Raw genomic sequence first — 20877 nt, 5'->3', positions numbered from 1 at the left:
CTGCAGCACACCAGCGAAGAAGGACGCCAGTTCCTGGTGCGCCCTACTCGCCGAGCGGGCCAGGGGCCGGCATACCCCACATTCCCCCTTTCGCCGAAACAGTAGTTGTTACGTGCGTCATGTTTGCCTTACAGTATTTACACCGAAAGCTATTCGATTATCGAGCGTCATGTTCGATTATCGAACACTGAACCAGCCGACAACGGCACAACGAAGTGAGGAAAGCCCGTGCAGTTTCATCACCACGGTTACGTTTCAGGTGACCCGAAAGTCCAGCCGGCTGCCGGTGTCGGCATCGACCGCCCCTCGGAACTCCCCGACGAGGTCGACGTCCTCATCGTGGGCTCCGGGCCGGCAGGCATGCTTGCTGCCGCCCAGCTCGCCCAGTTCCCGAACATCAACACGCGCCTGGTCGAACGCCGCGGCGGACGGCTGGAGCTCGGCCAGGCGGACGGCATCCAGGCCCGCAGCGTCGAGACTTTCCAGGCCTTCGGCTTCGCCGAGGAGATCACTGCCGAGGCTTTCTGGCTCACGGAGATGAACTTCTGGCGCCCGGACACGGACAACCCCAAGCACATCGTCCGCGGCGGCCGCGCCCTCGATGACGAGCACGGCGTCAGCGAATTCCGGCACCTGATCGTCAACCAGGCCCGCGTGCTGGACTACTTCGCCGAGTTTGCCCACAACTCCCCGGCTCGCCTGAAGCCCGATTTCGGCTGGGAGTTCAGCAGCCTGGAGGTCACCGACGAGGGCGATTACCCCGTTAAGGTCACCTTGGTACGCAGCGCCGGACCGGACGAAGGCCAACAGCGCGTGGTGCACGCCAAGTACGTCGTCGGCTGCGACGGCGCCCGCAGCAAGGTCCGCGCCTCCATCGGTTGCACCCTCGCGGGAGACGCGGCCAACCATGCATGGGGGGTCATGGACGTCCTCGCGAACACCGACTTCCCGGACATCCGCACCAAGTGCGCCATTCAGTCGCATGACGGCGGTTCCATCCTGCTGATCCCCCGCGAAGGCGGCTACCTCTTCCGCATGTACGTCGATCTCGGCGTCGTGCCCGAGAATGACAAGGGTGCGGTCCGCAAGACCTCCATCGAGCAGATCATCGCGAAGGCCAACGAGATCCTGAGTCCCTACACCCTCGATGTGAAGAACGTTGCCTGGCACAGTGTCTACGAGGTGGGCCACCGCCTCACCGACAGGTTCGACGACGTGCACCTTGAGGACCTCGGCACCCGGACCCCGCGCGTCTTCATCACCGGCGACGCCTGCCACACCCACAGCGCCAAGGCCGGCCAGGGCATGAACGTGTCCATGCAGGACGGCTTCAACCTCGCATGGAAGCTCGGGCATGTGCTGGAAGGCCGCGCTCCGGAGAGCCTGCTGTCCACCTACTCGGCGGAGCGCCAGGTTGTGGCCAAGAACCTCATCGACTTCGACAAGGAATGGTCGACGTTGATGGCGAAGAAGCCCGAAGAGTTCAGCTCCCCCTCCGAGCTTGAGGACTTCTACGTCCGCACCGCCGAGTTCCCCGCGGGCTTCATGACCGAGTACGCGCCCTCGATCCTGACCGGCGAGAACGCGCACCAGGACCTCGCCACCGGGTTCCCCCTCGGCAAGCGTTTCAAGTCCGCCAAGGTCTCGCGCGTCTGCGACACGAACCCGCTCCACCTCGGACACCTGGCCACCGCCGACGGCCGCTGGCGCATCTACGTCTTCGCTGACCAGGCGAAGGCCGGGGCAGCCTCGCCGGTCGCCGACTTTGCCGAGTGGCTGAAGAACGCCCCGGACTCGCCGCTCGCGGCCACCCCGGAAGGCGCGGACCTCGACGCCTGGTTCGATGTGAAGGTCATCTACCAGCAGAAGCACGAAAACGTCGACATCAATGCGGTGCCGAACGTGTTCAAGCCCCAGGTTGGACCGTTCCAGCTGACCAACCTCGAGAAGGTCTTCGGCGTTGCCAAGGACGAGGACATCTTCGAAGCGCGCGGCCTCGACCGCGGCGGCGTCGTCGTGGTGGTCCGGCCGGATCAGTACGTGGCCAACATCCTGCCGCTGACGGCGACTGCGGAGCTGGCCGAATTCTTCGCCCCGCTCCTGCGGGCACGCCAGCTCAAGAAGGCTTAGGCGAGGGCGCGCCTTTCACATAGCGCAAAAAAGACGCCGGCCGTTCGAATTCGTAATTACGGAACTGAACGGCCGGCGTCGTGCGTTGGAAAGAGCTGTGGCGGGACTAGCCCACCAGGACGCTGGCTGCGCCTTCCATGTGTGCGCCAATCGTCTCGGTGGCCTTCGCCGCATCCCCGGTTTCGAGGGCGTCGACGATGTCGCTGTGCCGCTTAACGTCCATGTTCCGTACGGCGCGTTCCAGCCCCGCGAACATGATGGACATGCGGATGTTGCCCTCCAGGGAGCGCCAGGAGTGCAGAAGCGTTTCGTTGCCCGTGAGCCGGCACATGGTCCGGTGGAAGTTCAGGTCCGCTTCGATCCGTCCTTCCAGCCCGTCTTCGGCAGCCTCGGCCATTTCGTCGATAGCTGCGCGGAGTTCCTTGATGACGCTGGCGCGGTCCTCCAGCGCACAGAGCTCGCACGCGGCCAGGGACTCGAGCGCGGCGCGGACCGAGAAGATGTCGCGGATCTCCTTGGCGTCCAGGTGGCGGACCGAGAGCCGCCCGCGCGCCCCGGCGGAGATCAGGCCTTCCTGCTGCAGCTCGCGCATCGCCTCGCGGAGGGTGCCGCGGCTGATCTGCAGCGTCTCCGACAACTCGGTCTCCACCAGATGTGTGCCCGGAGCCAGCTCGCCGGTGGTGATGGCACGGCGCAGTGCGGCCAGGGCCTGCTGCCGGAGGCTGGTTTTTTCCAGCCCGAGCAGCGACATCGATTCTGCAGCCATGGTGTTCAACTTCCTCAGGTGTGGCCGGGAACGACTGTTGACAGTTGTTCTGTTAACAGTCGATCTTACGGCCGTCCCGCGGCTCACCGCACTCATCACACCTCAAGTTCGCCGAGAACCGTGGCAATGATGCGGTCCACGGAGAGTCCGTAGCGCTCGTGCAGGGTGGGCAGGGCGCCCGCGTGCAGGAACTCGTCCGGCAGCGCAACGGGGACGATCCGCTTGCCCAGTCCCGCCTTGACCACCTCGGCCGCAACGGTTTCGAACAGTCCGCCGATGACGGTGTGGTTCTCCAGTGTCACCACCAGCCGGTCGGTATTGACCTCGGCCAGAACGGTTTCGGCGTCGAACGGTTTGATGGTCGGGGTATGCACCACGGCAACGTCCACGTTGTGCGCAGCCAGGTCCTTCGCGGCCTGCAGCGCGCGCATGGTCATCAGCCCGCTGGAAACGAAGACGACGTCGGCGCCGCCGCGCAGGACCTTGGCCTTGCCCAGTTCGAAGGTGTAGCCGTACTCATCCAGTACGGTGGGCACGTTGCCGCGCAGCAGGCGCAGATAGGTGGGGCCCTCGCTGGCGGCCAGCTGCGGCACGGCCTGCTCGATGTCCACCGAGTCGCACGGGTCCACGATGGTCAGGTTGGGCATGCCGCGGAAAATCGCCATGTCCTCGGTGGCCTGGTGTGAGGGGCCGTAGCCGGTAGTCAGCCCGGGCAGGCCGCCCACGATGTTCACGTTCAGGTTCGGTTCGGCCGCATCCAGGCAGAGGAAGTCGTAGGCCCTGCGCGCGGCGAATACTGAATAGGTGGACGCGAACGGGACCAGCCCGGTCTGGGCCATGCCGGCCGCGGCGCCGAAGAGCAGCTGCTCGGCCATGCCCATCTGGAAGAACCGTTCCGGATAGGCCTGGGCAAAGATGTGCATGTCCGTGTACTTGCCCAGATCCGCGGTCAGACCGACGATCTTCTCATTCTCCTGCGCGGCCTTCACCAGCGCGTGGCCGAACGGGGCGGGCGCGGTCTTCTGGCCGGGATCGGCGAAGGAGGCGATCATCGCCGAGGTCTTCAGCCGCGGCTTGGCGGGGGTTGCGGCGGTGGTACTCACTTGGTTTCTCCTTCGTACCCGGCGGTCAGCTGCTCGCGGCAAAGCTGCCATTCGTGTTCCTCGATGCGCATGAAGTGCGCCTTTTCGCGGTTCTCCAGCAGCGGCACGCCGCGGCCCACCTTGGTGTCGCACAGGATGACCGAGGGCTTACCCTCGGGCCCCGCTTGGGCGGCCGCAGCGTCAAACGCCGCCAGCAAGGCGCCCATGTCATTGCCGTCCACCCGCTGCACAAACCAGCCGCAGGCGGCCCACTTGTCCGCCACCGGTTCGGTCCGCAGCACACTGTCGGTCTTGCCGTCCGCCTGCAGCGCGTTGATGTCCACCATCGCCGTCAAGTTGCCCAGCTGGTGGTGGGACGCGCCCATCGCGGCTTCCCAGGTGGAGCCTTCGTCCAGTTCGCCGTCGGAAAGGAAGTTGAACACGCGCGCTTCGGATCCCTGATAGCGCAGCCCCAAGGCCGTACCGACGGCGATCGTCAGGCCGTGTCCGAGCGATCCGCCGGAGATCTCCATACCGGGTGTGTAGGTGGACATGCCGGACATCGGCAGCCGCGAATCGTCCGATCCGTAAGTGTCCAGTTCCTCGACCGGAACGATCCCGGCTTCGGCCAGCGCCGCGTAGTGGCCAATGGCGTAGTGCCCGGTGGAGAGCAGGAACCGGTCACGGCCCTCCCACTCCGGGTCCTCGGGGCGGTGGCGCAGCTGATCCGCGTACACCGCGGCGAACATGTCCGCGGCGCCCAGGGCCTGGCCTACGTAGCCTTGGCCCTGCACCTCCCCCATGTTCAGGCCGTAGTGCCGGATCCGGTAGGCGGCGGCCTCGACCCGTTCCCGCCGGGACTCAGTGGTCTCCGGGCTGTGGATGCTGGTTGTCAGTGTCAACGTGGATTCCTTAGATGAAAAAGTACGACGGCGAAAAGATCAGATGCTTACTTTGGCCGGACTGGCAGTAGCTTCGGCCTCGTCCGCCAATTGGCGCTCCCGCTTACCCCAGGTCTCCCGGGTAATCAGCGCGGCCCAGAGGCCGATGGCCCCATACACGCTGAACAGCAGTGCCGGTCCCATCCAGCCCAGGGCAATGAACAGCAGCGTGGTGATGAACGGGGTGAAGCCGGAGACCATGGCGGAGATCTGGTAGGCCAGCGAGGCACCGGAGGCGCGGGTCTTGGCCTGGAACAGCTCCGGGAACCACGCTCCCTGGGCGCCGGCCAGGGAGTTCTGGCAGACAGCGTAGGAGAGCACAATCGTGGCGATGACGAACAGGAACATGCCGGTATTGACCATCAGGAACATCGGGATACCGAACAGGACAGCGAAGGCGCAGGAGAAGATGTAGAGCGGACGCCGGCCGATCTTATCGGTGAGGCGTCCCCACGCCATCGTGGCGAAGATTCCGATGCCGGACGCGATGCAGAGGGCAGTCAAGGTCTCGGTATTGTTAGCCAGTTCCGCGGTGTGCAGGTAGGAAATCATGTAGGTGATGGAGACTGCGTAACCGGCCGTCTCGGCGATCCGCAGGGCAATGCCCCGGAGAATGGTCCGCCAGTCGGTACGGATAACTTCGATGATCGGGGAACTGACGATCTCGCCGTGTTCCTTGACCTCGTCGAACACCGGGGACTCCGGAACCTTGGACCGGATAATCAATCCGACAGCCACCAGCACAATGCTGGCCAGGAACGGCACGCGCCAAGCCCATTCGTTGCCCAACTGGACGCTGAAGAGGAAGACCAGGTTGGCCAGCAGCAGACCGACCGGGAAGCCAGCCTGGACAATGCCGGTGTACTTGCCCTTCTGTTTCCACGGGGCGTGTTCGTAGCTCATCAGGATGGCTCCGCCCCACTCGGCACCGAACGCCAAACCCTGGATGATGCGCACGAAAACCAGCAAGGCCGGCGCCAGCAGCCCGACCTGCTCGTAGGTGGGCAGTAGGCCGATGGCGAAGGTGGCCAGGCCCATCAGGATCAGCGAGGCGACCAGGACCGGCTTGCGTCCGACCTTGTCACCGAGGTGGCCGCCGACGATACCGCCGAGCGGACGGGCCGCGAAACCCACGCCCAGGGTGGCGAAGGCCGCCAGTGTTCCGGTCAGCGGATCCGCGCCGGGGAAGAACGCCGTGCCGAAGTAGAGGGCCGCGGCGGTGCCGAAGCCGATGAAGTCGTAGGTCTCGATGACCGCACCGACACCTGAGCCGATGGCCACGCGCTTGGCGTCTTTGGTGCCGTGAACGGGTCCGCGCATTGTCAGAGCTTCGTTGCCCATGGAATTACCTTTCGAAGCGATGCCGGAAGCGGGGGGAGTCCGCCTCCGTCACTGTTGACAGTCAACAGGATATGCCAACCAGTGTGAGTCGCGCCACTCAGCGATGTCAACAGTCAACAGAAACTTTATTTAAAGGTTGACTGTTGACAGTCGACTCCTTTAGCGTGGTTCGCATCACAACTTCTCACAAGGCGCGGATCCATTGGGCACCCACCCTTAGAGGCGTTCCGACTTTCGCAAGGGACCAAGAATGACGTTCCATCCCCGTTTAGGCTGCTCCACCATCAGCTTCCGGCACTTGGATCTGCCGGGTGCGCTGGAGACCATCGCCGGGCTCGGGTTCACGGAGATTGACCTCGGTGCGCTCCCCGGTGTCTGCGACCACGTGCCCTACATACTCGACGAGCCGGCGGTTGCTGCCGTCGCCAAGACCGTGGCCGCCTCCGGCCTACAGGTTCGCTCGGTCAACGGCGACGTCGGCGACCTCAACTGGCCGCTCAGTCCCCAGGCGCGGGTGGAGCGGACGCGGCACCTGGACATGCTGCTCTCCCTCGCCGAGCAGACCGAGGCACAGGCCCTGGTACTGCCCTGCGGTGCGCTCGATCATGAACCCGTAGACGCCCTTGACCATGACCTGGACCTGGTGGCGGCGGAACTTACCGCAGCCGCCGTACGGGCGGCAGGCACCGGCGTCGAAATTTGGACTGAATCCCTGCACTTCTTCCGGCTCTGCTTCAATACCGAGCGCGCGCAGCAGCTGACCGACCGGCTGGTGGGCAGTGGCGTGGGGCTGGTCATGGACTTCAGCCATATCGTCGCGTCCGGCGGCAGCCCGGAGGACTTCATCAACCGCTTCCATGAACGGATCGCCCACGTCCATCTGCGCGATGCGGTGCCCGGGGACATCAACCTGAGCATCGGCAACGGCCAGGCGGACTTCGCCGGCGGGCTGAAGGCGCTGGCGGACAAGGGCTACACCGGCCACTTTTCACTTGAACTCGAGACCCGCGACGTCACCAACGATCAACGCCCTGCCGCCGCCGCCCGCGCCGCGGCAGCCATCACCAACCTCATCTAACCCTGCATCACAGCACCCAAGGAGACATCATGACCACTATTCAGCGCACCGCCGTCATCACCGGAGCCACCTCGGACCGCGGCATCGGCATGGCCACCGCACGCCGCTACGCCCGCTTAGGCTGGGCCGTCGTCGTTCTGGACCTCGACGGCGAAAAATCCGCCAAGGTGGCCCGCGAGATCGGCAACGAGCTCAACGTGCCTTCCTTCGGTTACGAGATCGACGTGACCAGCGAAGATTCGGTAGCCGCAGCGCAGGCCGCGGTGGAAGCGGAAGTCCGCGGAGGCAATCTGCCACCGGTGGGCGCCCTGGCCAACATCGCCGGCATCACCTCTCCCGTCCCGTTCCTGGAGACCAGCCTGGAACTGTGGAACAAGGTCATGGCCGTCAACGCCACCGGCACCTACCTGGTCACCAAGGCCTTCCTGCCCGGGATGCTGGAGAACAAGTGGGGCCGGATTGTGAACATGTCCTCGGTCTCCGCCCAGCGCGGCGGCGGCGTCTTCGGCAAGGTCCCCTACTCCTCGGCCAAAGCGGCCATCCTCGGCTTCACCAAGGCCCTGGCCCGCGAGCTCGGCGACAGCGGCGTGACCATCAACGCCGTTACCCCCGGAGCGGTGGACACCAATATCCGCGTCGGCACCACCCCCGAACTTGAAGCCGCGATCGCCCGGGACATCCCGCTTGGCCGCACCGGCAGCACCGAGGAAGTCGCCGCCGTCATCACGTTCCTATCCAGCGAGGATGCCTCCTACCTGACCGGCTCCACCTTCGACATCAACGGCGGGAGCCACATGTACTAGGCCGCACAGCGCCGGCCCATGACTCGTTCTCCGTGGAGCGTTCCGTCCTTTCGAACGACTGCCAGATCCTGACCATGGGCCAGCGGGTCATCGGGCTGGAGCTGGCACGGCGGCTGGCCAAGGAATGGATCGGCTACACCTTCGACCCGACCTCGGCCTCCGCCGCCAAGGTCCAGGTGCTGGCAGAGTTCGAGGGTGCGGCCGCCCGCGGCTGAGGTCTTACTTCAGGCCGGGGCCTTTGGATGTCAGGCGTGGGACCGGCAGGGTCAGGCGTCGGACCGGCAATGTCAGCCGCGGGACTGCGTGCGCGCCACGTCTTCCAGTCGCGGATAGGCGGCCTGGGTTCCCTTCTTGGTGGCGGCGAGGGCCGCGGCGACCGAAGCAAACGCGGCAGCCTCGGCCAGGGTCTCCCCCGCGGCAAGCCGAGCGGCGAGGGAGCCGGTGAAGGCGTCGCCGGCTCCCGTGGTGTCCACGGCGTCGACCTTAGTGGGGGCAATCCGGGTGATCCGGCTGCCCTCGTCGGCCAGTGAGTCCAGCACCACGGAACCGTGCGCGCCTAGCGTGACCACGGCGCGGTCCAGCCCGTGGGCAGCGAACTTCAGCAGCACCACATTCCAGGCAGCGGCGTCCGCATCGGCGCCGGGCATGTCGGCGCCGTCCAAGAACTGGGATGCCTCGTGCGCGTTCACCAGCAGGACGTCGCTGGCCTCGGCCAGGCTCTGCGGTACCGGCGCGTAAGGCGAGAGGTTGAGCAGCACTGTTGCGCCGGCGTCGTGCCCTGCTTTTGCTGCCGCTTCCACGGTCTTCAGCCCGGCCTCGAGGCAGAGGCAGACTACGGAAGCGCCGTCGAACGCGTCCTGTGCCGACTCGATGTCACCCGGCGCGACCGTGGCGTTGGCGCCGGCAGAGTAGATGATGGTGTTCTCGCCCTGCGCATCCACGGTGATGACGGCGACGCCGGTCTCCGCATCGGCGGTACGGCGCACGCGGGAAACGTCCACGCCGGCCCCGGCCACGGAGGCCAGCAGCATGTCCCCGTTGGAGTCCTCGCCCACGGCCCCGATCAGGGCGACATTGCCGCCCAGCCGGCCCGCGGCCACCGCCTGGTTGGCGCTCTTGCCGCCCGGATTCACGGCGAAGCCTTCGCCGTGCAGGGTTTCACCCGGGTTGGGCAGCCGCTCGGTGTAGATGGTCAGGTCCGCGTTCAGCGAACCAACGACGACGATGCGTCCGGCCTGCTGGTTCACTTTTCCACCTCGGCGTCCACGGGCTTGGGGATCAGCAGCGAGGCCGCGAAGGCCGCGACCGTGATGAGTAGCCCGACCATTACTACCGTGAAGTAGGAGGCTCGGCCGCCCAGGGCCGAGGTGCCCACGAGCACCGCGGGCAGCACCAGGAAACTCAGTCCGGCGCCGAGGTTGAAGGCGCCCGCGTTCATGCCAGGCAGGAAGCCGGGGTTGCCCGGAGGCGAAAGCACCACGCCGAGTCCGTTGAGCATGATGTTCGCAGTGCCGGCGTACATGATGCCAAGCAGCGCGGTGCCGGCGACCATCAGCGGCAGGCTGTCAAGGCCGAACAGCACGATGATGAGCAGCGAGACGATGCTGCCGATCATGCCGATGCGCAGCACGTTGGTGTAGCCCAGCACCGGAGCGAGGCGGCCGCTGATCGGGCCGAAAACCCAGCCCAGCAGCGCGTAGGGAGTCAGGATGAGCAGCGCGGTTTCGGTGGGGCCGATGCCGAAGCCGGGGGCGGCGGCCTGCACGTAGGCGGGGACAATCCCGTTGATGACGGCGAAGATGCCGGTCATGGTCAGGACCGTGGTCAGCAGCGGGGCCCAGGTGGAGCGCTGGCGCAGGTGGACAATCTCGACCATCGGCTCCTTCGCGCGCTTTTCGGTGGCCCAGAAGCCGGCGAACGCGGCGGCGGCCACGGCGATCAGGACCAGCGAGAGCACCAGCGTGCCCATGGAGAAGGCGCCCACCAGCTTGGCGGCCTCGTTCAGCGCGGTCAGCAGGGCGCCGACGGCGACAACGATGAAGACGACGCCGGTCCAGTCCATCCGGGTCCCGGCCTGCGGCTTGCTCTCGGGCGTCAGCACGGCGACGAGGACCGCGGCGATCACGCCGAGGACCACCATGAACCAGAAGATGCTGCGGAAACCGTAGTGCTCGGCCATGTAACCGCCGAGGAAGGAATCGACGCCGGCCACGCCGCCGTTAACCGCGAGGATGACGCCCATCAGCGTGCCGTAGGTGCGCAGGTTGGGCACGGCGGTGCGCAGCATGATCAGGCACAGCGGCACGGTGGGTCCGCTGACACCCTGGATGATCCTGCCCACGAAGAGCCAGGTGACGTCCGGGGCCAGCGCCGCGATCACGGAACCGGCGGCGGTCAGCAGCATCATCCCGACGAGGATCCGCTTCCGGCCGACGATGTCGCTCAGCCGGGGCAGGAACAGCGAGAACAGTGCGGCGGTGGTGAAGAACCAGGTCTGGGACAGGCCGATCGCGGCCTGGTCGGTCTGCAGTTCCTCGCCCATGGTGACCAGGGCGGGGCTGAGCATGGAGGCGTTGAGCTGGAAGGCCACGCAGGCCGTCAGCAGGGCAACCATCAGGGCGGTGGTGCCGCCGCGGGTAGTCTTGGTTTCGTCGAGAACGGTGCTCATTTCGTGGCCATCCCGGTGGTGACGGGCGCAGCAGAGGCGGGGGCCGCCGTCGTACTGGTGTTGGCGGTGCCGAGGTCCACTTCGCGGATCCGGACCAGCGCATCAGTGACGAGGTTCCAGAATTTGGTGCGGTCCAGCTCCACGGCCACGGACGTGTGGCAGTCCGCCGGTGCGGGGGCGCGGAAGTCGGCGACGGTCATGCCCAGGGTCAGTTTGCCCTGCAGCTCGATGTCCACCGGGACCTTGCGGATGGTCATGACGCTGGGGTCGATGACGTACGCGACGGCGCACGGGTCGTGGACCGGCGGGTAATCGAAGCCCTGTGCGTCCTTGTAGGTCTGCGCGAAGAAGTCCATCAGCTCGCGGACAAAGCGCGCCGGGCCGGTGCCAACGGCTTCGATCTGCTCGACGACCTCGGGAGTGGCGAGCGCCTGGTGCGTGAGGTCCAGCCCAACCATGACTACCGGCCACTTCTCGTTGAAGACGATGTGCGCGGCTTCCGGGTCAATAATGATGTTAAATTCGGCGACGGCGGACCAGTTGCCCACGTGGTAGCCGCCGCCCATCAGGACAACTTCCTTGACGCGCTCCACGATGCGCGGCTCCTTGCGGGCTGCCATCGCGATGTTGGTGAGGCCGCCGGTCGGGACCAGGGTTATCGTGCCGGGCTCGTGCGCCATGACCATGTCGATGATGAGATCGACGGCGTGGCGCGGGTCCAGTTCGATGGTGGACTCGGGCTGCGCGGGGCCGTCCATGCCGGACTCGCCGTGGATGTCCGGCGCGGTTTCGATGGTGCGCACCAGCGGGCGGTCGCAGCCGGCGGCGAACGGGACACCGGTGATGCCGGCGATGGTGCCCACGGCCAGGGCGTTCTTGGTGACCTTGGCCAGGGTCTGGTTGCCGACCACGGTGGTCACGGCGAGCAGCTCGATGTCCGGGTTGCCATGCGCAAGGAGCAGCGCCACGGCGTCGTCGTGCCCCGGATCGCAGTCCAGGATGATCTTCTTCGGTCCAGGGGTCACGGAAGTGGCGTCCATGTTTTCTCTCCACGTCATCGGGGCCCGCCGCGGCGGGATTCAGTCACAGGAAGTGTGGCACCTCTCCTCCGGTGACGTCAAACGCTTGACGTTAATGACGTCAAGCGCTTGATGCCTTGTGGCACTTGAACGCGCTTATCATGGGCTCATGGATTCCTCGCGCCCCCCGAAGCAGCCGCCGCCTCCCGGTCGGCGGGTGACCGCGGCGATGGTGGCGGCACGCGCCGGCGTCTCCACGGCGACGGTTTCCCTGGTGGCCAACGGCAAGACGCGCGGCCGGGTCTCCGAGGACAACATCTTCCGGGTCCGGCAGGCCATCGCCGAGCTCGGCTACGTGGTGGACAGCGTCGGCAGTTCGCTGGCGAGAGGCGTCAGTTCCATCGTGGTCCTGGTGGCGCCGGACATTTCCAACCCGTTCTTCGCCAAGGTCATCGCCGGCGTGCGCGAGTCGCTCGGCGCGGACTTCCAACTGCTGCTCTCCGTCACCGAGGCCGGCGAATTTCCCCGCGCGGACGACATCCGGCGGATCCTCGCGCTGCGTCCGGCCGGCCTGCTGGTGGATGCTCCCGATGCCGCGTTCCTCGAAGACCTCTCCACCACCGGCCCGATGGTGCTGCTCGATGCGCCGGGGCTGGAGGCCTACGCCCCCTCGGTCAACCTCGACGTGGCCCACGGCGCGCGCGAACTCGCCGCCCATCTGGCCGCTTCCGGCCACCAGCGCGTGGCCTACCTGGACAGCGTGACCGGAACGGCGACGTTCGCCATCCGCCGTACGGCCTTCATGGAGGAGGCTGTTGCGCGCGGGATGACCGTGGATCCGGCACACCGAATCAGCACCACAATCGACGTCGGCGCGTCGGCCGAGGCGTTTGCCGCGGCCTGGCCGCAGTGGCAACAGGCAGGCGTCACCGCCGTGGTCTGCGCCACCGACACCCACGCGTACGGCGTGCTACAGGAAGCCCGCGTTGCCGGCGTGCGGATCCCGAACGAGCTCGCCGTCGCCGGCTTCGACGACCTGCCCTACTCCGCCACCAGCAATCCCGGCCTCACCAGCGTCCACCTTCCCGCCGCGCGCCTGGGCCTCAAGGCCGGCGAACAGCTGCGGGGCCTGATCGAAGGCCGCGACCTCGAGCAACCCCAGCTCACCCTGGAGAGCTCGCTGATCGTGCGCGGTTCCACCGAACCGGCCACCGCCAGCTAACCAACGACGGCGCTGCCCGCCTTAGCGGGAATTCCTCCTTTGGCGGGCACCGGCTTTGGTCGATTCAGGCCTCAGGCAGGCTCGATGCCGATGATCGGCAGCTTGTTGAGACTGTGGGTCATATTGCTGATCTGACGCTACGGCGCCAAACATCCGGGCGGGCAGGACGCGGACGATCGCTGGCTCGACCCGTGGCCGGGGGAAGCCGGCAGCGATACCCACGGGCACTGTTGAACCGCCCAACGAGCGCCGACCCCTGCCTATGTAAGCATGCTGCCTATACTGGGATGATGCAGGATCTGAACAACTGGCCGACGCCACGGTTGCTCTCGACTGCCGCCCGGTTGGTTGAGCATGCCTGGAATGAAAAGCTCGCCGCCCTGGGCCTGACCCACGCGGGCGTCACGGCGTTGCAAGTCCTCAAGGCCGAAGGGCCCATGGTCCAGTCCCGGCTTGCCGCTAAAATACGGGTGCAGGCCTCGACGATGGGGAACACCTTGTCCCGGTTGGAGGCACATGGGCACGTTACCCGTGTAACGAACCCGGCTGACAGGCGCTCCCAGCAGGTGGATGTTACCGGCCTTGGCAAGACGGCGCTTGAGCAGGCGCGGGAGCTTGAGCGCGAGCTTACAGACGGCGCCGATGCCGGTGTGGAGGAACTGCGCGAGCGGCTGGCAGTTATCATCCGCATGCTTGGCGCCGCCCGCTGGGGCGAGACAATTCCCCGGACCACACGGAAGGCAGCCAGCACGGTCCGGCGAGATCCCGGTTGAGGGACGGCGGAACCAGCATCGCGGGCTCAGGCATCTCTTCGGCTTCCGGTCCGGGGCTTCCGCGTAGGGTCAAATATCCAATGCCAGGCCTCGGCACGTCCGATAATGAACGTTCTCAGGACATCCACGGAGATTGCGTGCATCCCTGGCACCGGCCGATCAGGGCGCACCGCCGGGATGCGGAATCGAACGCTAATCCCACAGGCCGACCGACGAGAATAAAGACATGACTATCGAGCTGATCTCCACCCTGACCTGTCCGGCATGTCGGCAGGAAACCACCCTGCAGATGCCAACCGATGCATGCCGGTTCTTCTGGACATGCCCGGCGTGCAGCGAACGGGTGCGGCCCCTTAAGGGCGATTGCTGCGTTTTCTGCTCATACGGCACCGTTCCCTGTCCCTCCAAGCAAGGCCCGGTCAGGGACCAGCGGTCATATCACGGATCCTGCTGCTAACTCGCTGCCGCTTCTTGCCGCGGGCAGTGCCCTGGCCGGGCTGGATGCATTGCTGGCGGCTGGTGGCCCACCGCTGCGCTTGCTCTGGGGCGGGCCGCGCCGGACGTACACGCTGGTCAAACCGTGTCAGCCGGGTAGGTCTCGTCCCGGAATCAGCCGGTGGAGTGGAATGATTCGGCAATGACGTCGGTGAAGGAGCCGGTGCGGCGGAAGGCGGTCCGTTGCTGGCTGGCTCCGGTGCCGCGGGCGAGCAGGTTGTGCAGGAGCCCGGCGACGCGCGTTTCGTCGCCGTTCTCGGCTAGGGCGGCCCGTACATGCCCGATGAACACGGCGATGACCTCCCGTGCCGGGCAGGGGACAGCGGTCAGGGGGTGGAGCAACTCGGCCTCGATGCCGTATCTGCTGGCCTGCCAGGACGCGAGCCGCAGCAGGGGAGCGGGCGCAGCCGGGGGAGGAACGCCTTCGCGCCACTGCCTGGCTGCCGTGTCGACCAAAGCCCGGGACAGCGCGGCGATCAGCACCGCGTCCCCGGCCCGCAGACAGATGTCCGCGACGCGGATCTCTACCGTCGGATAGTGCCGTGACAGGCGCGCATCGAAGTAAACCATCCCTTCATCGAGCAGCACACCGGTTGCCAGGAGTGCGTCAACGAGTTGCCGGTAGGCGCCGGCGGAGCCGAGGATCTCGATGGGGCCGGTGGCCGGCCAGCGGTCCCAGAGCTGGGTGCGGAAGCTTGAGTATCCGGTATCGGTGCCGTCCCAGAACGGAGAGTTGGCACTCAACGCCGCCAGGACCGGCCGCCACACCCTGATACGGTCCAACACGGCCGCGCCCTCGTCCGGGGATGCGATGCCGACGTGTATGTGGCAGGCACAGGTCAGCTGCTGGACAGCGGTGAATGCCATCCGCTCCCGGATCGCCTCATACCGCGGCAGCGCCACGGTATGCAGTTCCGCCGGCAGCGGGGCGGTGCCGAGGGCGGCAGCCCTCGCGCCGGATTCCCGTGCCAGGGAATCCGCCCACGCCCGCCCGGCATTGATATCTCCGGCCAGCCCCTCAAGACCGATATGCACGCCCGTGTGCGTTTCGATCTGCTCATGCATGAACTCGTGCACCAACGGCGCCCACTGCGTGCCAGGTCCGGACCCGCCGGATCCGCTGGCGTTTGTGGTCGTGCCGCCGCGGGCGTGCAGGTCCATCAGGTGCCCGGCCACGGGCATGGCGGCGCCACTGCCCGGATCCACGAGCAGCAGCTCCTCCTCGACACCGAACGTACGCATCCAAGAATCAGCTCAAAGTCCCACAGGCGCAGGCCCATACCCTGTGCCGGCGCACCGGAACAGGTGCCTCCGCACAGGCGGTGCGGTCCTCCGCGCAGGAGGCCATGGTCCCTCCATGAGCTGTATTATCATCGCTATCCCGTGTACGGACAAGGGAGACACCGGCAAGCAGCACGACAGGAAGCTCCCGTGTCCGCGGCGCCTCACAGTCTCCGGTCGCCGGACCCGGCGCTGACCACTAGGTTGCGCACCTTCCTACCTCATGCACTGGCCTGCCGACGCACCATCTCGTTGATCCAGCTCGGCGCGAACGGCGAGGTGCAGTTCGGCGGCGTCGGGTAGTCCTTGAGCACTTCCAGTCGTTCGCCGATGTCCAGCGCCCGGGCACGGTGTTCCGGATGCTCGATCCCGATCTGCGCCAGGGTGTGGTTCATTGCCCACTGGAGGCGGTCCGGCGCGTCCTTCATCTCCGCCTCGATGGTGTCGAGCAGCCCCGCAAGGTCAAGCCCCTCGGGCTTCTTCGCCACCCGCTCGGTGGTCAATGCCCAGCCGGCACTGGCGACCACCGGATCCGCATCCGCGGTCCACTTCACCCGTAATTCCTCGGCGTGCGGGCTCTTCTTGACCACGTAGTTCACCAGCCAGTCGTGCACCTTGGGGGCGCGCGACTCGCGCAGCATGGCGTCCAGCTCGTCCTGCTCGAAGGCCTTGGGCCGGCAGATCAGCAGGGCCAGCAGCCGCGCCGCTGTGTTGTCCGTCGCCCAGAGCTCGCGGGCGAGGTCCTGCTGCGTCTTCAGCCGCTTCGCGACCGCCCGAAGCTTGCTGAGGTTCACCCCGTGGTCGTCGCCGCGCTTCTCGTTTGCCTCGCGCATTTTTGGATCCTCCAGCGCTGCCAGTTCGGCCATCACCTCGGCCACCGTCGTCTCTGACATTCCACCCTCCCGCTTACTCACGTGTTTGATCCAGCCTACGGTTATGCCACCGAGCGCCTGCGCCGGGACGACGCGGAGACCGCGGCTTATTTCAAGAACTTCGACGTCCTCCGGTCCGCCAGCAACTTCCCTCCGGTCTGGCAGGTAGGACAGTACTGCAGCGAGGAATCCGCGAAGGAGACTTCCCGGATGGTGTCCCCGCACACCGGACAGGCTTCGCCGGTGCGGGCGTGCACCTGCATCGCTTTCCGTTTCGAGTCCTTCAGCTCAGCTGCCGGGCGGCCCGAAGCGCTGGCAATCGCATGCTCCAGCACGGCGTGCATAGCCGCGAACAGCCTTGTCACCTCGTCAGGATCAAGCTTGGCGGCATTCGCGAACGGCGACAGGTGCGCTGCATGCAGGATCTCGTCGCTATACGCGTTGCCGATGCCGGCAATCGTGGACTGGTCCCGCAGCAGGCCCTTGATCTGGCCACGATGCGAGGCCACGATCTCTGCGAAAGCCGCATAGTCGACGTCGAGCGCGTCCGGCCCCAGCCGTGCGATACCCGGCACGTCGAGGGGATCCTTGACCACGTAGACAGCCAGCGACTTCTTCGTACCGGCTTCCGTCAGGTCGAACCCCGGCTTCTCCTCACCCTCGACCGCGAACCGCACGCGCAGCGCCATCGGCCCCTTGCCCGGCCGCAGCGGCCCCGGTTTCAGCGCGTCCGACCAACGGAGCCACCCGGCCTTCGCCAGATGCATGACCAGATGCACGCCTCCGGCACTGATGACGATGAACTTGCCGCGGCGCTCGACGCCGGACAGCGGCTCGGCGCCCAGCGCGGCCAGCGGGACGTCCGCGGTTTTCAGCACCGAGAAGGAAAGCACCTCCACCTGCGCGATCGTGGCCGGCGGGGCGTCAGTCGGGATGAGTTTCAGCCGCAGGAAGTCAACGAGTCCCTGCACTTCGGGCATCTCGGGCATGCACCAACCTTATTGCAGGAATTACGACGGCGGTGCTTGGCTTTACGTTCCAATGTCTACATCCCGTCCGGCGCCCGCCCCACAGGCTGGGTCGGCGTCGGGAGAAGTGGGTCCGGCGAACAAAGCGGAGCTACCGCGGGCCGTCCGGGTGTCACCGTATAGTCCTTGCCGTCGATCGACAGACCGATCTCCGTCTCAAGACCCGTGGTCGTCGGGTGGCCATCGAGCAGCCGGACGACAGTGCCCTCGGCGGTGGTTTCCACACGCAAGCGGTGTCCCCGCCACTGGAAGCGGAAGGCGATGCGCCCGAGCCGCGCGGGCAGCCGCGGTGCCAGCTGGAGGACACCTCCTTCGATCTGCAGCCCGCCCAAACCGCAGACGAGCGCCAGCCACGCTCCGGCCAGCGACGCGAGGTGCAGCCCTTGCTCGCTGTCCTGCTGCAGGTCGCGCAGATCCACCAAGGCAGCCTCACGCAGGTAGGCGAGCGCCAAGTCAAGGTGCCCGGCGCGCGCGCAGACCACAGCCTGGGCTGCGGCTGAGAGCGAGGAGTCGCGGACGGTCCGTGCCTCGTAGTAGTCCAGGTTCCGGGCCGTTTCCTCCGGCGTGAAGGCATCGGAACACCACCAGAGGGCAAGCTCCAGGTCTGCCTGCTTGATCACCTGGCGCCGGTAGATCTTCGCGTAGTGCGCATGGTTCTGCACCGGGTAGGCGTCCTGCCTGTCCTCGAAGTCCCATTCGCGGTAGGTGGTGAACCCCTCGTTCGCCGGATGCACCCCGACGACGTCGTCGTAAGGGACGTACATCGAGTCCGCGGCCTCCCGCCAGCGCCCCAGCTCCGCCGTCGTCACCTGGAGCCGTTGCGCCGCCGCCGGATCGTCGTCGCACGCGTCGGCTGCCCAGCGCAGGTTCCGCGCGGCCATGAGGTTGGTGAAGACGTTGTCGTCGACGACGCCGGTGTACTCGTCCGGGCCGGTCATGCCGTACAGGTGGCAGCGCCCCTCGTGGTCACGATGCAGCATCCGGGCCCAGACGCGGGCGGTTTCCACGAGAACGTCCAGTCCGCCGACGTCGTCGAGCTTTCCGCCGGTGGCATCCGCCCAGAACGTAAAGCCCCGGGCAACGTCGGCGTTGATGTGAGCCGCGGCGGTGCTGGCCGGCCAGTAGGCGGACGCTTCCCCGCCGTCGATAGTCCGCCACGGGAAGGAGGCGCCTTCCAGCCCCAGAACCTGCGCCCGCTCGCGTGCCTGGTCAAGCCCGGATGACCGCCAGCGCAGCATCCGCACTGCGTCCTGAGGCCGCAGCAGGGCCATGGAAGGGATCAGGAAACCGTCGATGTCCCAGAAGGTGTGCCCGCTGTAGCCGTAACCCGTCAGACCCTTGGCGCCCACCGGCGCCGCATTCACGCACGCGGAGGCCTGCAGCAGCTGGAAAAGGTCGAAGCGCAGGGCGTGCTGGAGTTCCGGATCCCCGTCAAGCTCCACGTCCGCGGCATCCCAATAGTCATCGAGGACGCGCCGCTGCTCTGCCAGCAGCCCCTCCCAGCCCAACTGCCGCGCACTATCGAGTGCCGCCGCCGCCTGGTCACGCAGGTCCGCGGCGGGATCCTCCCGCGACCACGCGTGGCTGACATACTTCACGAATCCGACAGTTCTGCCCGGCGGCAGTTCGGCCACGACGCTCGTGGCTATCTGGTCCGCACTGTCCGTGGTGTGCACGTCAGCGCCTTCCGGCAGGACAAGTTCATGCTCGACGGCGGCGGCCACGCACGTTCCACTCCCCCGCGTGCGGTGCACAAGGTGGCCTCCGGTTCCGCGCGAACCCCGCAGGCAGGGCTCGAACGGACGGCGCAGTGCCTGGTCCACCCGGGGATCGCTGTTGTCCACCGGTGGCGGCGTGCCGTTGACCGTGAGTTCGGAGCGGATCGCAACCTGCACCGGCTGGTCCACGGCCTGCACTTCATAGCGGATGGCCGTCGCCGAGCGGTGGGACAGCGACACCAGGCGCGTGGAAACCAGCCGCATCCGGGCGCCGCTTGGCGTGCGCCACTCGAATTCGCGTCGCACGGTGCCATCACGCAGGTCTAGCACCCGTTCGTGCTTCCCCTCGGCCGCTTCCCGCACATCCAACGGCACGCCGTCGACCAGGAGCCGGATCACGGTCCCGTCGGCCACCCCGATCATGGTCTGGCCATACTCGGGGTGCCCGTAGCCGCCTTCCGGATAGGACAGCGGGTTGTACTCGTAGACGCCGGCCAGGAACACTCCCCGCGACGCACTCGGCTGCCCTTCATCCAAAGTCCCGCGGAATCCCACATAGCCATTCGCCAGGGCGAAGACGGACTCCGCCGCTCCGAGGGATTCCGGATCGAGGGAGGTTTCCTGGACCTGCCAGGGATGCGTTGTGAAGGTTCGGTTAGCCACGGAACTACGCTATCCCGTCGTGGCTGCAGCTTCCTCGTAGGCACGGCGCGCCTCGGTGCGCAGCCGGTCCGCGTCAAGCTCCGGACGGCCGCCAGGCCTTCGGACAACGTCCGCCGCCGCCACGGCGGCCCACCATGCGGCAAGCTCGGGTGTTTCTCCGGCCAGCAGTGCCATAGTGAGCGCGGCAACGAAGGAGTCGCCGCCGCCGGTCGGGTCCACGGGTTCCTCGCCCAACAGCGGCATGACCACGTGTCCGTCGGGCCAGGCGATAACATCGCCTCCGCCGGAAACGGACAGCGCGACGACGCGCGGACCTTGGCTGAGAAGCTCCTGTGCCGCACGGACCACGTCCTGTTCGCCATCCGGTTTCCAGCCGACAAGTGCCTGGATTTCGGCGGAGTCGGCCCGCACCACATCCGCTCGCGAGAGCACCCGCCGGCGGGTATCCTCATCTGCCGGCGCCCCATCGGCGACCACCAGTGCGTCCTCCGCGCACGCGTCAAGCGCGGCCGCCACGGCGGGTCCCGGTTGCTGGAGCTGGACGAGGACCGCGTCGGCGGAGCGCAGCGACTCCCGGCACCCTTCCACGTCATCGGGGCGAAGCAGCACCTGGTCATCGACGTCCTCGACCAGCCGTCGGACGCCCGGCGGCCCGACGAGGTCCAGCAGCAGCGCAGTCCGCGCGCCCGCGCGCCGCACCACACCCGCGACCCCAATCCCATCGTCGACGGCCTGCTCGAGAACCTCCCGCCCTGCGGCATCATCCCCGACAACTCCGACCAGTTCCACACGTGCGCCGAGCTGACGGCAGGCAACGCCTTGGTTTGCGCCCTTGCCTCCCAGCATCTCCCGCCGCTCGCGAACCGTGGCCGAGCCGCCCTCTTCCGGCAGGTCGTCGATGGACAACACGAGGTCCCGCGCCACCTGTCCCACCACGACTACCTTGCGTTCGCTATCCTCCACCTGCGCCTCCTGTCGGGTTCCGGCTACTGGCTTC

The 20877-nt window shown here is 66.8% G+C and carries 18 protein-coding genes and 1 pseudogene; 7 read left to right on the top strand and 12 right to left on the bottom strand.

Translation table 11 applies throughout. The features are described 5' to 3' along the window. The first annotated feature begins 228 nt into the window (after positions 1–228). Complete coding sequence (locus HGO92_RS05705) at positions 229–2130, top strand: FAD-dependent monooxygenase (protein ID WP_169992703.1); 1902 nt, start codon at positions 229–231, stop codon at positions 2128–2130. Positions 2131–2236: 106 nt separating this feature from the next. Here HGO92_RS05705 and HGO92_RS05700 read toward each other — a convergent pair whose 3' ends face one another. The 4 genes from HGO92_RS05700 to HGO92_RS05685 form a co-directional block, all read right to left on the bottom strand. Then, positions 2237–2896 carry a GntR family transcriptional regulator gene (locus HGO92_RS05700; RefSeq protein WP_169992701.1) on the bottom strand — a complete coding sequence of 220 codons (660 nt, stop codon included), beginning with the start codon at positions 2894–2896 and terminating at the stop codon, positions 2237–2239. Between the two features lie 95 nt (positions 2897–2991). After that, on the bottom strand, positions 2992–3948 hold the full coding sequence (locus HGO92_RS05695) for a transketolase family protein (protein WP_169993092.1): 957 nt from the start codon (positions 3946–3948) through the stop codon (positions 2992–2994). 47 nt (positions 3949–3995) lie between these two features. After that, positions 3996–4880 carry a transketolase gene (locus HGO92_RS05690; protein ID WP_169992699.1) on the bottom strand — a complete coding sequence of 295 codons (885 nt, stop codon included), beginning with the start codon at positions 4878–4880 and terminating at the stop codon, positions 3996–3998. A gap of 39 nt (positions 4881–4919) precedes the next feature. Next, entirely contained in the window at positions 4920–6260 is a 1341-nt protein-coding gene (locus HGO92_RS05685; protein ID WP_169992697.1) for an MFS transporter, read from the bottom strand. Between the two features lie 250 nt (positions 6261–6510). Between HGO92_RS05685 and HGO92_RS05680 the strand changes: the two genes are divergently transcribed. From HGO92_RS05680 to HGO92_RS05670, 3 genes and pseudogenes are all read left to right on the top strand, one after another. Beyond that, positions 6511–7338, top strand: coding sequence for a sugar phosphate isomerase/epimerase family protein (locus HGO92_RS05680; protein WP_169992695.1), 828 nt, complete (start codon positions 6511–6513; stop codon positions 7336–7338). 29 nt (positions 7339–7367) lie between these two features. Then, the gene (locus HGO92_RS05675; protein ID WP_169992693.1) at positions 7368–8141 is read left to right on the top strand and encodes an SDR family NAD(P)-dependent oxidoreductase; all 774 of its coding nucleotides are present in this window, start codon (positions 7368–7370) and stop codon (positions 8139–8141) included. Between the two features lie 2 nt (positions 8142–8143). Further along, a pseudogene (locus tag HGO92_RS05670) lies at positions 8144–8356 on the top strand (RpiB/LacA/LacB family sugar-phosphate isomerase); the annotation flags it as partial. 72 nt (positions 8357–8428) lie between these two features. Here HGO92_RS05670 and HGO92_RS05665 read toward each other — a convergent pair. The 3 genes from HGO92_RS05665 to uriH are packed head-to-tail and all read right to left on the bottom strand — an operon-like array spanning position 8429 to position 11849. Further along, positions 8429–9388, bottom strand: coding sequence for a PfkB family carbohydrate kinase (locus tag HGO92_RS05665; protein ID WP_169992692.1), 960 nt, complete (start codon positions 9386–9388; stop codon positions 8429–8431). Further along, a complete protein-coding gene (gene uriT, locus HGO92_RS05660) occupies positions 9385–10809 on the bottom strand; it encodes a uridine transporter UriT (RefSeq protein WP_169992690.1) in 1425 nt (474 codons plus the stop codon). Before uriT ends, HGO92_RS05665 begins: the two co-directional genes overlap by 4 nt. Beyond that, the gene (uriH, locus tag HGO92_RS05655) at positions 10806–11849 is read right to left on the bottom strand and encodes a uridine-preferring nucleoside hydrolase UriH (protein ID WP_169992688.1); all 1044 of its coding nucleotides are present in this window, start codon (positions 11847–11849) and stop codon (positions 10806–10808) included. Before uriH ends, uriT begins: the two co-directional genes overlap by 4 nt. A 208-nt stretch (positions 11850–12057) precedes the next feature. Here uriH and HGO92_RS05650 point away from each other — a divergent pair, with 208 nt between their 5' ends. The 3 genes from HGO92_RS05650 to HGO92_RS24210 all read left to right on the top strand — a co-directional run bounded on the left by HGO92_RS05650 (position 12058) and on the right by HGO92_RS24210 (position 14280). Then, the gene (locus tag HGO92_RS05650) at positions 12058–13050 is read left to right on the top strand and encodes a LacI family DNA-binding transcriptional regulator (RefSeq protein ID WP_169993090.1); all 993 of its coding nucleotides are present in this window, start codon (positions 12058–12060) and stop codon (positions 13048–13050) included. A 290-nt stretch (positions 13051–13340) separates the two neighbouring features. Next, on the top strand, positions 13341–13823 hold the full coding sequence (locus tag HGO92_RS05645) for a MarR family winged helix-turn-helix transcriptional regulator (protein ID WP_169992686.1): 483 nt from the start codon (positions 13341–13343) through the stop codon (positions 13821–13823). A 226-nt stretch (positions 13824–14049) separates the two neighbouring features. Next, complete coding sequence (locus HGO92_RS24210; RefSeq protein WP_277351864.1) at positions 14050–14280, top strand: GDCCVxC domain-containing (seleno)protein; 231 nt, start codon at positions 14050–14052, stop codon at positions 14278–14280. A 152-nt stretch (positions 14281–14432) separates the two neighbouring features. Here the strand turns inward: HGO92_RS24210 and HGO92_RS05635 are convergent, their stop codons facing one another. The 5 genes from HGO92_RS05635 to HGO92_RS05615 all read right to left on the bottom strand — a co-directional run bounded on the left by HGO92_RS05635 (position 14433) and on the right by HGO92_RS05615 (position 20843). Next, positions 14433–15560, bottom strand: a complete 1128-nt coding sequence (locus tag HGO92_RS05635) for a glutamate--cysteine ligase (RefSeq protein WP_169992685.1) — start codon at positions 15558–15560, stop codon at positions 14433–14435. A 260-nt stretch (positions 15561–15820) separates the two neighbouring features. Further along, positions 15821–16492 carry a DNA alkylation repair protein gene (locus tag HGO92_RS05630; protein WP_169992683.1) on the bottom strand — a complete coding sequence of 224 codons (672 nt, stop codon included), beginning with the start codon at positions 16490–16492 and terminating at the stop codon, positions 15821–15823. Positions 16493–16578: 86 nt separating this feature from the next. Beyond that, on the bottom strand, positions 16579–17460 hold the full coding sequence (locus HGO92_RS05625) for a DNA-formamidopyrimidine glycosylase family protein (RefSeq protein WP_169992681.1): 882 nt from the start codon (positions 17458–17460) through the stop codon (positions 16579–16581). A gap of 56 nt (positions 17461–17516) precedes the next feature. Further along, positions 17517–19880 carry a glycosyl hydrolase family 65 domain-containing protein gene (locus HGO92_RS05620; RefSeq protein WP_169992680.1) on the bottom strand — a complete coding sequence of 788 codons (2364 nt, stop codon included), beginning with the start codon at positions 19878–19880 and terminating at the stop codon, positions 17517–17519. A gap of 9 nt (positions 19881–19889) precedes the next feature. Then, a complete protein-coding gene (locus HGO92_RS05615) occupies positions 19890–20843 on the bottom strand; it encodes a PfkB family carbohydrate kinase (protein WP_346768865.1) in 954 nt (317 codons plus the stop codon). Between the last annotated feature and the right edge of the window lie 34 nt (positions 20844–20877).

Source organism: Crystallibacter degradans, from assembly GCF_012952295.1.
GTDB classification, from domain to species: Bacteria; Actinomycetota; Actinomycetes; order Actinomycetales; family Micrococcaceae; genus Crystallibacter; species Crystallibacter degradans.
The sequence above is the reverse complement of the archived record's forward strand: the minus strand, read 5'-3'. Positions and strand labels throughout refer to the sequence as shown.

Excerpts from the sequence above, each read along its gene's own strand:
- HGO92_RS05700 (WP_169992701.1), bottom strand. The coding sequence starts at position 2,896 with ATGGCTGCAGAATCGATGTCGCTGCTCGGGCTGGAAAAAACCAGCCTC.
- HGO92_RS24210 (WP_277351864.1), top strand. The coding sequence starts at position 14,050 with ATGACTATCGAGCTGATCTCCACCCTGACCTGTCCGGCATGTCGGCAG.
- uriH (WP_169992688.1), bottom strand. The coding sequence starts at position 11,849 with ATGGACGCCACTTCCGTGACCCCTGGACCGAAGAAGATCATCCTGGAC.
- HGO92_RS05630 (WP_169992683.1), bottom strand. The coding sequence starts at position 16,492 with ATGTCAGAGACGACGGTGGCCGAGGTGATGGCCGAACTGGCAGCGCTG.
- uriT (WP_169992690.1), bottom strand. The coding sequence starts at position 10,809 with ATGAGCACCGTTCTCGACGAAACCAAGACTACCCGCGGCGGCACCACC.
- HGO92_RS05635 (WP_169992685.1), bottom strand. The coding sequence starts at position 15,560 with ATGCGTACGTTCGGTGTCGAGGAGGAGCTGCTGCTCGTGGATCCGGGC.
- HGO92_RS05625 (WP_169992681.1), bottom strand. The coding sequence starts at position 17,460 with ATGCCCGAGATGCCCGAAGTGCAGGGACTCGTTGACTTCCTGCGGCTG.
- HGO92_RS05675 (WP_169992693.1), top strand. The coding sequence starts at position 7,368 with ATGACCACTATTCAGCGCACCGCCGTCATCACCGGAGCCACCTCGGAC.
- HGO92_RS05650 (WP_169993090.1), top strand. The coding sequence starts at position 12,058 with ATGGTGGCGGCACGCGCCGGCGTCTCCACGGCGACGGTTTCCCTGGTG.
- HGO92_RS05680 (WP_169992695.1), top strand. The coding sequence starts at position 6,511 with ATGACGTTCCATCCCCGTTTAGGCTGCTCCACCATCAGCTTCCGGCAC.
- HGO92_RS05645 (WP_169992686.1), top strand. The coding sequence starts at position 13,341 with ATGCAGGATCTGAACAACTGGCCGACGCCACGGTTGCTCTCGACTGCC.
- HGO92_RS05695 (WP_169993092.1), bottom strand. The coding sequence starts at position 3,948 with ATGATCGCCTCCTTCGCCGATCCCGGCCAGAAGACCGCGCCCGCCCCG.
- HGO92_RS05685 (WP_169992697.1), bottom strand. The coding sequence starts at position 6,260 with ATGGGCAACGAAGCTCTGACAATGCGCGGACCCGTTCACGGCACCAAA.